This window comes from Myxococcus sp. MISCRS1, assembly GCF_026626605.1.
Lineage (GTDB): Bacteria > Myxococcota > Myxococcia > Myxococcales > Myxococcaceae > Myxococcus > Myxococcus fulvus.
Genome location: NZ_JAPNKB010000001.1, coordinates 7508969 through 7521859, shown reverse-complemented (window position 1 = coordinate 7521859; position 12891 = coordinate 7508969). Strand labels below are relative to the sequence as shown.

Sequence of the window (12891 nt, the reverse complement as noted above, 5' to 3'; positions counted from 1 at the left end):
AGGACGCCCGGGGTCATTTCCCTGCCCTCCCCCGGGGTTGGCACTTCGGACAGGCGTAGGTGGTGCGTCCCGCCTGGGTGAAGGACTCCACCGGCGAGCCGCACCTGGAGCACGGGCCCTCACCGCGGCCGTACACCAGGAACGGGTTCTCCGAGCCACCCTCCTCCAGGTACACGGGCTCCTCGCCCTGCTGCTCCTCGAGGCCGAAGTCGATGCTCTCCCGGATGGCCTGGACCAGGCGCTTCCAGTCCTCCGGGGTGAGGGTGGAGGGCTTGCGCGCGGGGTGCAGGCCCGCTCGGAACAGGGCCTCCGCGGCGTGGATGTTGCCCAGGCCGGCGATGCGCCCCTGGTCCATCAGCGCCACCTTCAGGTCCTGCTTCGAGGACGCTACGGCCTGCTCCAGCTGGCCGGCGGTGAGGCCGTCCGCCAGCGGGTCCCTCCCCAGTGCCTTCACCACGTCGAGCGAGCGCAGGCCCGCGGCGGGGGTCGGCTCCATGCGCCCGAACATGCGCGCGTCGGCGAAGTGCAGCACCTGGCCGTCGTCGAGGTGGAAGCGGGCGCGGCTGTAGGGGACGACGTCGGTGGGGGCGCGGCGCACGAACTTGCCCGTCATGCCCAGGTGGCCCAACAGGCCCCGGCCTTCCTCGAAGGAGAAGAGCAGGTACTTGCCCCGGCGCACGAGCGACTCCAGCCGCCCCTGCAGCTGAGCGAAGCGCGCACGGTCGGCGCCGCGGAAGACGCGGGTGTCATCCGCCTCCGCGCGCACGAGTCGACGGCCCGTGAACCAGCGCACCAGATTGCGCCGGGCGATCTCCACTTCGGGTAACTCGGGCATCCGCCCGGGCACATAGCACCGGCCCCAAGCCCGGCCCACGCATTAATTGCGGAGGGCCCCGGACGCGCTCAGCCGCGAGGCTTCTTCGGATCCGGCGCCCCCAGGCCGCCACTGCCCTCCGGAGTCGTCGACCCGGGCGTCGAGGCCTCCCGTGGATCATCCGGCGCCCCCCCCACCCCTGGCTCCACCCGGAACGGCTTCGAGCCGAGCCCTCCCGAGTCCTCCCGAACCTCCCGCGCCGCCAGCCGTGGACGCAGCCGTAGCGCCCCTTCCACCGGCGTCACCTCCGGACCTCGTACCTTGGCGCCTGCTGGAGCACCCACCTCCGGCGCCGCCCGGGGCACACGCCTCGACCTCGCCTGCGCGCGAGCCCGTCGCTCCAGGAAGGCCATCACCCGCTCGCGGTGCTCATCCGGATGACGCCGGGGGTCGAACGTGGTGGAGCGGGACTCGATGAGCTTGAGCGCGGCATCCAGCTCGGCCGGTGCCACGCTCGCGCCCGTCAGCTCCAGCTCGGAGAGCTGCTCCTGTGAGACCACCTCGTCCACGGCGTGCAGGGTGGACAGCACGAGCCCCCGAGCGTGGGGCCGCACCAGACACAGGTGGCCCTTCTGATACAGCACCACCCGCCCCACGCCCACGCGTCCCGACACGCGCAGCGCCTCCGTCATCAACGCATACGCCTGCTCCACGCCGCGCGCCGGCACCAGGTGGTACGAGGTGTCCAGCAGCAAGGGGTCCACCTCCACCGGGTCCACGAACTCCTCCAGCGCGATGACCCGGCTCGACACCGGGTCCAGCGCGTCCAGCTCACCGCTCGTCACGGTGACCTGCCGGCCGTCCTCCAGCGTGTACCCCCGCACCACGTGCTCGAGCGGCACCTCCTCGCCATCGGCGGAGCACACCCGCTTGTTCTGGATGCGGGCGCCGTCCGCGTCGTGAATCAGGTGGAAGCGGGCCTGCCGGGAAGAGACGGCGCCGTGCAGCCGTACCGGGAGCGTCACCAGCCCGAAGCTCAGCGAGCCCACCCAGACCGGACGAGCCATGTCGACCTCCTCGCGGTGTCACCCACGACCGACACCCCACGCATCAAACGTCGATGGCCTCCGACACCGCCGCAAGGCTCGCACGCACCACCGGAGGGCACGCGAGCCGCGCGACGCCCGAGCGACGCGGGTCCGTTGTCGGTCGGAAGCGTCACGAGGGGCTTGCCGTGGAGGCGGACGCTGCCCAAGAGTCCGGGCAGTCAGTCGCTCTCTCAACGCATCAACCGGTCAAGAAAGGCGCATTCGGTCATGCAGCGGATTCTCTCGGCGGTATGGAGCCTCGCCCTCGTCATGGGCGTGACGACGGGCTGCACCACGCAGCGCGTCCAGGCGGAGAAGGCTCTCGCGAAGACCTTCATCTCGGATGAGCAGGAGGAGGAGATCGGTCAGCAGGTGAAGAAGGAGCTCGAGCAGAAGGAGAAGATCAAATACGTCGAGGACCCGACCATCGTCGAGTACGTGCGGGGCCTGTCCGCGCCCATCCTCAAGCAGGCCACCAAGGACCGGCCTGGGGTGAAGTGGAAGATCAACGTCATCGACGACCCGAAGACCGTCAACGCCTTCGCGACGCCCGGCGGCTACCTCTACGTCTACACGGGCCTCATCCTCGCCTCGGACACGGAGGCGGAGCTGGCGGGCGTCATGGCCCACGAGGCGGGCCACGTGGTCGGCCGCCACTCGGCGCGCGCCATGGTCAACCAGATGGGCATCCAGACCGTCACCCAGCTCGCCCTGGGGCAGAACCCCGGCGCCGCCGCGCAGGTGGCCGCGCAGCTGGTGGGCGGCGGCGCGCTGCTCGCGCACAGCCGCAGCGAGGAGCTGGAGGCGGACGAGTTCGGCGCGCGCTACTCGTCCGGCGCAGGCTTCGACCCCAAGGGCCTCATCACCTTCTTCCAGAAGCTCCAGGCGCAGGGCGGTGACACGCCGGGCGTCATGAAGTGGCTGAGCACCCACCCCACCAACCGGCAGCGCATCGGCGACCTAGAGAAGTACATCAAGGAGAAGAACCTGCGCGGCACCAACAACAGCCCGGGCCAGCTGCCCGCCATCAAGCAGAAGCTGGGCGCGCGCTAGCCCCGGGCGTCGTCAGTGCAGCGTGGAGGGCGGAGGCTGCTGCTCCGCCGCGGAGGGCTCGGGGGACTTCCCCCGGGCCACGCGCCGACGCCAGCGCCAGAAGGCCATCTTCGAGCGCTTCGCGCTGGCGGCGCTCTTGGCGGCCCCCGGCGTCTTGAGGGGCGGCTCGGCGGGCGCGGGCTCGTCGAAGTCGCGCGCGCCCTTCTCCTTCCCCTCCGCGGAGGCGTGCTCGAGGATGGCGTTGATCTCCCCGCCCAGGATGAACACCAGCCCGGAGATGTAGAGCCACAAGAGCAGCACCACCACGCCACCGATGGAGCCGTAGGTGACGTTGTACTTGCCGAAGTGCTCCACGTACTGCGTGAAGCCCCACGTGCTCCCCATCCACGCCAGCGTGCCCAGGATGGAGCCGGGGGTGATGTACTTGAAGCGCTGCTTCACGTCCGGCAGCAGGTAGTAGCAGAGCGACACCACCAGCATCACCAGGCCCGCGGTGAAGGGCCAGCGCGCCCAGGACCACACCAGGTAGAACGCCTCCTCCACCTGCAGCCGCGTCGCGAGCCACGCCCCCAGCCGCCCGCCCAGGAGGAACACCGCGAAGGACAGCGGAATCAGCAGCGTGCCCACCAGCGTCACCACCACCGCCAGGCCCTGCGTCTTCCACACGGGCCTGGACTCGGGCACGTCGTAGGCCAGGTTGAGCGCCTTGCGCAGGGCGTCCGCGCCGCGTGACGCCGACCACAGGGCGAGCACGAGACCCACGGTGAGCAGCCGGGGCCGGGGCTGGTCCACCAGCGCCGTCAGGTGCTGCGTCACAAGGCCCAGGGCGTCGCCGGGCACCAGCGGGCGGAGGCGCTCCAGCATCGCGTCCACCGCGCCGGGCGCGAACGGCAGGTACGCCACCAGCGTGACGAGGAAGAACAGGAAGGGGAACAGCGAGAACAGCAGGTAGTAGGAGAGCTGCGCCGCGATGTCCGTGACGGTGTCTTCCTGGAACTCCTTCACGAAGCGCCGCGCGAACTCGCGCCACGTGAGGTACTTGAGCCGCGGCAGCCGCATCCTTCCCTCCTCGCTCCCCACTCTCGGGTATCGGAAGGTGGGGTGCGTGACGCCTTTCGGCAGCAGGCGGCCGGCCGAGCCCTCGCCCTGCTAGACGACGTTCGGCGGGAGGTATCTGCCCAACAGTGGACGAAGTCGCGAGCGGACCTCGTCGGGGATGCGGGAGCGCTCGGTCCACAGCGCCATGGCCAGCGCGGAGTCACACCGGCAGGTGACGGGCGTCTCCGCGATGCGCGAGAGCGCGCGGCGGATGAGGGCGGCGCCCTTGGAGGTGACGGCCTGCACGTTCTGCGACAGCCGTTCCAGGAGGGCCTCGTGCTCCTGGCCCTCAGGAGGCGACTGCCAGGAGTCGTAGTCGGTGGGCAGCGCCACCAGGGCGTAGTGCAGCTCCGCCTCCCGGGCGAGCCGCGCCTCCGGCATGGCCGTCATGCCCACCAGGTCCCCGCCCCAGGTGCGGTACAGCAGGCTCTCCGCGCGGGTGCTGAGCGCGGGGCCCTCGATGCAGACATACGTGGCCTGGGTGGCCACCACGGCGTTGGAGGCGAGGGCGGCGTTGGACAGCGCCTTGCGCAGCGTCGCGCAGAAGGGCTGCCCCAGCTCCACGTGCACGGCCACGTCGTCGTAGAAGGTGCAGGGGCGCCGGTAGGTCCGGTCGATGACCTGGTCCGGCACGACGAGCTGCATCGGCGGCAGGTGCTCCTGGAGGCTGCCCACGGTGCTGGTGGAGAGCACGTGCGTGACGCCCAGCTGCTTCAGCGCGAACAGGTTGGCGCGGTAGGGGGCGCGGGTGGCGTTGAAGAGGTGGCCCTGGCCGTGGCGTGGAACGTAGACGACGGAGACGCCGTCCAACTCCCCGGAGAACAGCGGCCCCGCATGGGGACCGAAGGGCGTTTCGAGGGTGTGGGTCTCCAGACGACCATTGAACCCCAGGAGGTGTTCCAGACCATGGCTCCCGATGATGCCCACCCTGACAGCCATGTTCCTCCTTGGGCGCTCCGGCCGCGCTCCCCGGACCATACCGCGCCCCCCTGGCGCCGGGAGGCACGAAGACTGGTAGTTTTCGCAATTGCCATGCGTTCCCTTCCCGTCCTGCTCCTGGTGCTCGCCGCCAGCCCCGTCAGCGCCCAGCGCGGCACCGTCCCCTCCGGCTGTCAGGAGGACTACGCCACCTGCAAGGAGGACTGTTCCATCGAGTACGGCGGCAGCGGCCGCACGCTCAAGAAGCTCACCCAGTGCCTCTCCATCTGCACGGAGAACCGCGAGGAGTGCAGCGACCGGCACTCGGCGATTCGAGGGCTGCCGTCGGGCGTGGTGGCGGACGAGCCGCGTCGCCCGTCGCGCCGTCCGGGCAAGCCGGTGAACCGAGAGGAGGACCCGTTCGGTGACGCCAACTCCAGCGCGGAGCCCCGGCGCACCACCAACCGCGAGGAGGACCCGTTCGGCGACGCGCGTCCGGAGCGTCCGCCCGGGCCGCGAGGTGCGTACCGCTCGCCCGACGAGATTCCCGCCGAGGACACGAGCCCGCCCAAGGAGCCGACGCCCGCGCCGCTCGACACGTCGCCGCCTCCGCCGCCGGTGTCTCGGCAGGGCGTCTATCGCGCGTCGGACTCCGAGCCGAAGCCCACACCGGAGCCCTCGGCGGACATCTCCGATGACCTGGAGCCGCTGGACGCGCCGCCCGCGCCCACGCCCACCGCCGCGACCAGGCCGTCGCCGCGCTCGGAGCCCGCCCGGACCGAGGCCCCGGCGGCCCCGCGGACCGAGGAGAAGAAGGACCCGCTGCTCGACGACGAGCCCGCGCCGGCGCCCGCGCCCACCGCGAAGAAGGCGCCGCCTGCCGCACCCGCGGCGCCTCCGCGCCCCAAGCCGCCGCCGGACCCCAAGTACGACATCTCCGAGTGGGACCCGAACGGGGACTGATTCGGACGGCGAGGTTCGTGTCCGCGTCCAGGCTCGGACGAATGTTCCAGCGATGAAGGGGAGTCCGTGCGCAGCGACGACGTGCGCACAGACTTCACGTTGCTCGCACACGTCGCGCGGCGTTAAGGCCGGCTCGCTACTCCACACCCCTGAGGAGCCGTTGCATGCGAGTCGCGATGAAGTGGTTGTTGGCTTGGAGCTGGCTGGCCCTGCTGGCCGCGTGTGGCGACAAGGCCCCGCACGATGATTTCGACACCGGACAGGACGCCATCCTGCCCGACGCGCGGACCCTGCCCTGCGCCACGCTCCAGTTCGAGCGCGGCGCCCTCCCCTCGGGACAGAGCGGCCAGGGGCTCAACACCCAGACCTTGTCCGGAACGCAGGACCGCTGGGCCGAGTACGTCGAGTTCGCGCCGAACAGCTCCGCCACGTGCACCTATCCGCTGCCCACGGGCGTGAGCGCGGACAGCGTCGTCGCGGCCGAGGTCGGCGTGAACTACCGGGGCCCCGCGAAGGCGCAGATGCGGTGGCTCATCGAGGCGTGGGACTACTCGACGAACAGCTGGGCCCTGGTGGGTGACAACACCTTCGCGCAGTCGTGGCGCTGGACGGCCACGTCGCTGGCCCTGCCCACGCCCGCGCGCTTCCTGTCCGGCGGCCCGGTGAAGCTGCGCTACCGCACGGACTCCACCGCGGATGCGTCGCTGCTGGACCTGCTCGTCGTGCGCGTACAGGTGGCGGCGAGCGACGCGGGCACGCCCACCGACGCGGGGACTCCGACGGACGCGGGCACGCCCACCGACGCGGGGACTCCGACGGACGCGGGCACGCAGGTGTCCTGGGCGAACGTGAAGAGCTTCACGTACCAGCTCACCAACTATCCGCAGGGCAAGCTCGACGCGATTGCCGCGTCGAAGTTCGACCTGGCCATCGTCGAGCTCGTGCGCGACGGCTCCAGCGGCTACTTCACCGCCGCGGAGATTTCGGCGCTCAAGGCCCGGGGCAAGCAGGTGCTCGCCTACTTCGAGATTGGCGCCATCGAGGAGTACCGCCCCGAGTGGAGCCAGGTGCCCGCGGACCTGAAGCTCGGCCCCGTGTCCGGCTGGCCCGACGAGCAGTACGTGAAGTACTGGGACGAGCGCTGGTGGCCCATCGTCCAGGGCCGCATCGACCGCGCGCTCGCCGCGGGCTTCAACGGCTGCTACCTCGACATGGTCGTCACGTACGAGGAGATTCCCGACAACTCCGCCGGCACCAACCGCGCCGACCTCGCGCGGAAGATGGTGGCCCTCATCGCGCGCATCAACACGTACGCGAAGGCGCGCAACCCGGACTTCAAGGTGGTGCCGCAGAACTCGCCGGAGCTCGTCGACGACCCGGCCTACCTGCCCGCCATCGACGGGCTGGGCATGGAGGACATGTACTGGTCCGACGACGTGGCCTGCGACGAGGGCTGGTGCGAGGAGAACCGCACCAACGCCGCTCGCGTGCGCGCCGCGGGCAAGCTGGTGCTGTCCACCGACTACGCCACGCAGTCCGCCCACATCGCGGATGCGTACACCCGCTCGCGCGCCGCGGGCTTCGTGCCCTACGTCACCGTGCGCGCGCTGGACCGCGTGACGGTGAACGCGGGATGGGACCCGCAGTAGCCGGCCCCAGTGGGAACACCGCGCCTCGGGAAGTGCCCTCGAGGCGCGGTGTCGGGCTTCAGCGCTCCCAGCGGAACACCGCCTCGAGCGGCTTGCCGAAGACCTCCGCGATGCGGAACGCCGTCTCCAGGCTGGGCGAGTACTTGCCCGCTTCAATCGCGGCAATCGTCTGACGCGTGAGGCCCACCTTCTCGCCGAGCGCGGCCTGCGTCATCTCGCCCGCGAGGAAGCGCAGCGTGCGGATTTCGTTGGTCAGCCGAGGCTCAGGCACGCAAGCCCCTGCGGTAGCCCGACACCGTCAGGCCCGTGTGCACCAGCTCCGCGATGACGATGGCGAGAATCGCCGCGTTCGCCACCTTCCAGCCACTGGCGCCGAACGGCATGATGCAGCCGACGAGAATCATCCCGCCCATCAACACGTAGTACGCGACGGACGCGGAGCGATGCGCGATGGCCCGGTCGCGCTCGTCGGGCCCGGTCCTCTCGCCCGGTGCCCGACGCATCCGGCCGACAATCGCCGAGACACCGAGCACCACGCCCTGGAACACCGCCGACGCGGTCAGCATGATGATCTGCGACCAGAACGTGAGCTCACCCCGCGCGTCCAGCACCGCGACCGCGGTGAAGTACGTCCCGTAGCTGATGACGAGCAACACCAGGAACACCCACGCGAACCGCTCCCGGGACGACATCTGCGTCTCCATGAACCGCTCCCTTCACGTACCGCACAATGTTAAGCATTCAAGACTCCATGTCAAGAATGCTTAACATCCCTCCAAAGGCCCCGTCGGCACCGCGAAAGCGAGGCACGAAAGAAAAAGGTCCTCAGGTCGCGGGACGGTCCGTCGTGGGAGCGAGGACCGGCGGCTTCGTCACGGCCGTCTGGGTGAGCCGCACGCCCGCGAGCACCAGCACGCCGCCCACGGCGATCTCCCAGTGCAGGGCCTCATCCAGCAGCGCCCACGCGGCCAGCGCCGTGGCGGCGGGCTGGAGGTTGGAGAAGATGGCCACCTTCGACGCCGACACCTTCGACAGCGCGTAGTACCAGAGCACGTACGCGACCACCGACGTCAGCAGGCCCAGGTACACGATGCAGCCCTTCGCGAGCGTGCTCGTGGCCACGAGCGCCTCCGGGTTCGCGACGAACGGCGCGAACGGCAGCATCATCACCGTGGCCATCGTCATGCACCACGCGGTGGCGCGCAGCGGCCCATGGATGGCGACGAAGGGCTTGCCCTCCGTCGTGTAGACCACCCACGCCATCACCGCGCAGAGGATGAGCAGGTCGCCCGTCAGCGAGCCGCGCGCCTCCGCGAGCCCTCGGCCGAGCAGCAGCACCACCACGCCCACGAAGGCCACGGCGATGCCCGCGAGCGTCCGCGTCGAGGCACGCTCCTGTCCTCGCGCGAGGCTGAGCACGTACACGCCCAGCGGCATGAGCGAATACAGGAGCGCGCCGTGCGCGGCGGTGGAGCGCGACAGCCCCGTGAAGAAGAACAGCTGGTTCACCGGGCCCGCCATCAGCCCGAGGAACAGGATGCGGCCCCAAGCGTTTCGCGGAGGCAGCTTGGGCCCGGGCACCAGCGCCAGCAGCGCGATGAACACGAGCCCGCTGAGCATGAAGCGCCAGAACACCACCGTGAGCGGCGGCAGCTCCGCCATGGCGCGCTTCGCGGCGAGGTACGTCCCCGCGCTGATGAGCACCTGGATGAGGAGGGCGGCGTAGACGCCGCGCAGCGAAGGCGTGGAGGAGTTCAGGGGACCAGCTGGCGCAGTGCCCATTGCGCCGCGCTACGTACCAATTCGCTCGAATCGTCGCTGAGCTTTTCGAGCAGGTGCCGCGCGTCCGCCTGTCTGGCCACCCCCAGCGCGTACACGGCGTTGCGGCGCAGCACGTCGTAGCGTGCGCGCGCCAGCGCCGTCCCCGGGATGAGCTGCTCGTACTGCTCCGTCGTCAGCCCCGCCAGCTCCAGCGTGCCCAGCTCCGCCACCGCTCGAGGAGCGAAGCGTGGGTGCTCCGCGAACACAGGCTTGCGGTTCAACGGACACACCTGCTGACAGATGTCGCACCCGAAGATGAGGTTGTTGAACTTGAAACGAAACGGCTCGGGCACCTCGCGCTCGCGGTTCTCGATGGTCTGGTAGGACAGACACGCTCCCGCGTTCACCTGGCTGTTGCCCACCAGCGCGCCCGTGGGACACGACACGAGACACCGACGACACGCGCCGCACCGGTCCGCCGTGGGGCCGTCCGCGTACTCGTCCACCTCCGCATCGATGACGAGCGTGGCCAGCAGCACCCACGAGCCGAAGGGCTCGGTGATGAAGCACCCGTTCTTGCCCACATAGCCCAGGCCCGCGCGCGCGGCCCACACCTTCTCCATCAGCGGGCCGCTGTCCACGCTCCCATAAGTGCCCAACCCCGGGGCCATCTGGATGGTGGCCTTGCGGAACGCCTTCATCCGGTCGCGCAGCGTGGAGTGGTAGTCGCGCCCCCGCGCGTACCGGGCGATGGGCGAGCCCTTCGACGGCTCCTCGTCGCGGTAGTAGTTGTTGACGAAGGAGATGACCGTCTTCGCGCCCGGCAGGAGACGGCCGACGTCCAGGCGTTCCTCCGCCCGCTCGCCCATCCAGTCCATGTCCGCCGCGTAGCCCGCCTCCAGCCAGCTCAAGAGGAAGCGCGGCTCGATGGGCTCCGCGCGGGCGAAGCCCACCAGGTCGAAGCCCACCGAGCGGGCGAGGTCACGAAGCGGAGCGGTGGGGAGCAAGACGACGCCTTGAAGAGACTCAGGACTCGGACGGCTTCTCCGGAATCCACTTCACGTCCTGCACATTCGCGCGGTGGTTCGCCACGCGCGCCATGACGAAGAGCAGGTCGGAGAGCCGGTTGAGGAAGATGACCACGTCCTTGGGAATCGCCCCCTCGCGCAGCAGGGGGACGGCGCGGCGCTCGGCGCGACGGCACACGGTGCGAGCCAGGTGCAGCGCGGCCGCCGCCTGCGTGCCTCCGGGCAGGATGAAGTGCGTCATCTTCGGCAGCTCGCTGTCGAACCGGTCCATGGCGTTCTCCATGTCCGTCACCCAGCTCTCCTTCAGCGGAGGCAGGTGCGAGGCGGCCTTCGCGTCCATGGGCGTCGCCATCACCGCGCCCACGGTGAAGAGCTGGTCCTGCAGCCGGTGGAGCATCGCGTCCAGCTCCGGCGGCGGGGAGAAGCCGCGCACCAGGCCCAGCGTCGCGTTCAGCTCGTCCACCTCGCCGTAGGCATCCACGCGCACGTCATCCTTCGGGACTCGGCCGCCCCCGAATAGACCGGTATCTCCGGCGTCTCCGCGCTTCGTGTAGATTTTCATGGGCTTGGCTTCTACCGGCGGGACGCGTCGGACGTCCAATCCGAAGGGCATCCGCGGAACCGTGCGAGATTGCAGGGTTGCTGTCAGTGCGCTTCGTTCCTGCTTGCCACGGGGGACGACGGGCTCTACACGCCTGGGCCCCATGCAGCCCTACCTGAACCTGCTGGACCACGTCCTGAAGCACGGGACGAAGAAGGGCGACCGCACCGGCACGGGCACGCTGAGCGTCTTCGGCCCCCAGCTGCGGTTCGATTTGACGCAGGGGTTTCCGCTCGTCACCACGAAGAAGCTGCACGTGAAGTCCATCCTTCACGAGCTGCTGTGGATTCTCGCGGGTGACACCAACGTGCGCACGCTGCAGGCGCAGGGCGTCACCATCTGGGATGAGTGGGCCGACGCCGAGGGGAAGCTCGGCCCCGTGTATGGACACCAGTGGCGCTCGTGGAGCGCGCCGGACGGTGGCCACATCGACCAGATGAAGGCCCTGGTCGACGGGCTGAAGAAGAACCCGGACTCGCGCCGGCACATCGTCAGCGCGTGGAACGTGGCGGACCTTCCGGGCATGAAGCTGCCGCCGTGCCACGTGCTCTTCCAGTTCTACGTGGCCGACGGGAAGCTGTCCTGCCAGCTCTACCAGCGCAGCGCGGACCTGTTCCTCGGGCTGCCCTTCAACATCGCCTCGTACTCGGCGCTGACGATGATGGTGGCGCAGGCGACGGGCCTGGTCGCGCACGAGTTCATCCACACGATTGGCGACGCGCACCTGTACCTCAACCACGTGGAGCAGGCCCGCGAGCAGCTCTCGCGCGCGCCGCGTGCGCTGCCGCGATTGAAGCTCAACCCCGAGGTGAAGGACCTCTTCGCGTTCCGGTACGAGGACTTCACGCTCGAGGGCTACGAGCCCCACCCCGCCATCAAGGCGCCCGTGGCCGTATGAGGCTGTCGGCCATCGTCGCGCTGGCGTCGAACCGGGTCATCGGCGCGAACAACCAACTGCCGTGGCGACTGCCCGCGGACCTGGCGCGCTTCAAGCGGCTGACCATGGGCCACACGCTCGTGATGGGCCGCAAGACGTACGAGTCCATCGGGCGTCCGCTGCCGGGGCGTACGTTCATCGTCGTCACGCGGCGGAAGGACTTCGCGCCGCCGGGCGTCACGGTGGCGCACTCGGTGGAGGAGGCGCTCCAACAGGCCGAGGCCCGAGGCGACGACGAGGTCTTCATCGCGGGGGGCGCGGACCTGTACGCGCAGACGATGGACCGCATCCAGCGGCTCTACCTCACGCGAATCGCGCGCGACTACCCGGGTGACACATTCTTCCCCGAGGTGGACCTGTCGGGCTGGCGGCTCATCGAAGAGGACCCGCACCCGGAGTCCGAGCCTCCGTACGCGTTCCTCACCTACGAGCGCTGACGCCGCTGCTCCCTCGTCGAGCAGCGCGGCGTTCCACGTCGGCTTTGTCTCGCTCCCGCGCCGTGCGCACCTGGAACGGCATGCGCACCTCCCTCGGCCCTCGACTCACGCTCAGCCCCTGGCTCCCCGCGCCGCGCCTGCCCTGGCGCGCCGCTTCCCTGCTCGGCGCCACGCTCACCCTCGCCAACACCACCACGCTCGCTCGCCTCTCGCGTCAGCTCGAGGCCCAGCAACGTCAGCGCCGCTTCCGCCCACGCGCCCTGCGCGCGCTCGCCGTCGGAGCCACCGCCATCGGCGCCACCGGCCTGGGCGCGCTCGCCATCGGAGCCGTCTCCATCGGCGCGCTCACCGTGGCCTCGCTCGCCCTCGGCCACCTGCGCGGCGGCGACTGGCGCATCGCCCGGCTGCGCATCCACTCGCTGGAGGTCGAACGGTGGACAGCCCTGGGCAACCCCGCCCCCATTCCGGGCCTTCCGACTCCCGCCTGAAGTCCCCATCTTGAGATTGAGTCGCAGAATTGAAACGACCGGGCCCCGCTGGTAGA

General features: G+C 70.0%; 15 protein-coding genes. 6 read left to right on the top strand and 9 right to left on the bottom strand.

Features of this window, described 5'->3' with window-relative positions; all coding sequences use genetic code 11:
* Positions 1–13: 13 nt before the first annotated feature.
* Together mutM and OWM54_RS30000 are read right to left on the bottom strand one after the other, a co-directional pair.
* A complete protein-coding gene (gene mutM, locus OWM54_RS30005) occupies positions 14–835 on the bottom strand; it encodes a bifunctional DNA-formamidopyrimidine glycosylase/DNA-(apurinic or apyrimidinic site) lyase (RefSeq protein WP_223781662.1) in 822 nt (273 codons plus the stop codon).
* Positions 836–903: 68 nt separating this feature from the next.
* Positions 904–1881: a Ku protein gene (locus tag OWM54_RS30000; RefSeq protein ID WP_267699713.1), complete on the bottom strand. Its 978-nt coding sequence runs from the start codon at positions 1879–1881 to the stop codon at positions 904–906.
* A gap of 249 nt (positions 1882–2130) precedes the next feature.
* Here OWM54_RS30000 and OWM54_RS29995 point away from each other — a divergent pair, with 249 nt between their 5' ends.
* Complete coding sequence (locus tag OWM54_RS29995) at positions 2131–2955, top strand: M48 family metallopeptidase (RefSeq protein ID WP_223748481.1); 825 nt, start codon at positions 2131–2133, stop codon at positions 2953–2955.
* A gap of 12 nt (positions 2956–2967) precedes the next feature.
* Here the strand turns inward: OWM54_RS29995 and OWM54_RS29990 are convergent, their stop codons facing one another.
* Positions 2968–4014 carry a YihY/virulence factor BrkB family protein gene (locus OWM54_RS29990; protein WP_223748480.1) on the bottom strand — a complete coding sequence of 349 codons (1047 nt, stop codon included), beginning with the start codon at positions 4012–4014 and terminating at the stop codon, positions 2968–2970.
* 90 nt (positions 4015–4104) lie between these two features.
* Positions 4105–4992, bottom strand: coding sequence for an MTAP family purine nucleoside phosphorylase (locus OWM54_RS29985; RefSeq protein WP_267699712.1), 888 nt, complete (start codon positions 4990–4992; stop codon positions 4105–4107).
* A 93-nt stretch (positions 4993–5085) separates the two neighbouring features.
* Here OWM54_RS29985 and OWM54_RS29980 point away from each other — a divergent pair, with 93 nt between their 5' ends.
* A complete protein-coding gene (locus tag OWM54_RS29980) occupies positions 5086–5934 on the top strand; it encodes a hypothetical protein (protein ID WP_267699711.1) in 849 nt (282 codons plus the stop codon).
* 164 nt (positions 5935–6098) lie between these two features.
* On the top strand, positions 6099–7583 hold the full coding sequence (locus tag OWM54_RS29975) for an endo alpha-1,4 polygalactosaminidase (protein WP_267699710.1): 1485 nt from the start codon (positions 6099–6101) through the stop codon (positions 7581–7583).
* 58 nt (positions 7584–7641) lie between these two features.
* Here OWM54_RS29975 and OWM54_RS29970 read toward each other — a convergent pair whose 3' ends face one another.
* The 5 genes from OWM54_RS29970 to OWM54_RS29950 form a co-directional block, all read right to left on the bottom strand.
* A complete protein-coding gene (locus OWM54_RS29970) occupies positions 7642–7854 on the bottom strand; it encodes a helix-turn-helix transcriptional regulator (protein WP_046715820.1) in 213 nt (70 codons plus the stop codon).
* Entirely contained in the window at positions 7847–8287 is a 441-nt protein-coding gene (locus tag OWM54_RS29965) for a hypothetical protein (protein ID WP_223748476.1), read from the bottom strand. Before OWM54_RS29965 ends, OWM54_RS29970 begins: the two co-directional genes overlap by 8 nt.
* Positions 8288–8408: 121 nt before the next feature.
* On the bottom strand, positions 8409–9365 hold the full coding sequence (locus OWM54_RS29960; protein WP_223748475.1) for a DMT family transporter: 957 nt from the start codon (positions 9363–9365) through the stop codon (positions 8409–8411).
* Positions 9338–10351, bottom strand: a complete 1014-nt coding sequence (gene queG, locus OWM54_RS29955) for a tRNA epoxyqueuosine(34) reductase QueG (protein ID WP_267699709.1) — start codon at positions 10349–10351, stop codon at positions 9338–9340. Before queG ends, OWM54_RS29960 begins: the two co-directional genes overlap by 28 nt.
* 19 nt (positions 10352–10370) lie before the next feature.
* A complete protein-coding gene (locus tag OWM54_RS29950) occupies positions 10371–10934 on the bottom strand; it encodes a cob(I)yrinic acid a,c-diamide adenosyltransferase (RefSeq protein ID WP_267699708.1) in 564 nt (187 codons plus the stop codon).
* Between the two features lie 142 nt (positions 10935–11076).
* Here OWM54_RS29950 and OWM54_RS29945 point away from each other — a divergent pair, with 142 nt between their 5' ends.
* The 3 genes from OWM54_RS29945 (at position 11077) to OWM54_RS29935 (ending at position 12835) form a co-directional block, all read left to right on the top strand.
* Positions 11077–11871: a thymidylate synthase gene (locus tag OWM54_RS29945; RefSeq protein WP_223748472.1), complete on the top strand. Its 795-nt coding sequence runs from the start codon at positions 11077–11079 to the stop codon at positions 11869–11871.
* The gene (locus tag OWM54_RS29940; RefSeq protein ID WP_267699707.1) at positions 11868–12347 is read left to right on the top strand and encodes a dihydrofolate reductase; all 480 of its coding nucleotides are present in this window, start codon (positions 11868–11870) and stop codon (positions 12345–12347) included. Before OWM54_RS29945 ends, OWM54_RS29940 begins: the two co-directional genes overlap by 4 nt.
* Before the next feature lie 80 nt (positions 12348–12427).
* On the top strand, positions 12428–12835 hold the full coding sequence (locus OWM54_RS29935; protein WP_223748470.1) for a hypothetical protein: 408 nt from the start codon (positions 12428–12430) through the stop codon (positions 12833–12835).
* The last annotated feature ends 56 nt before the right edge of the window (positions 12836–12891 follow it).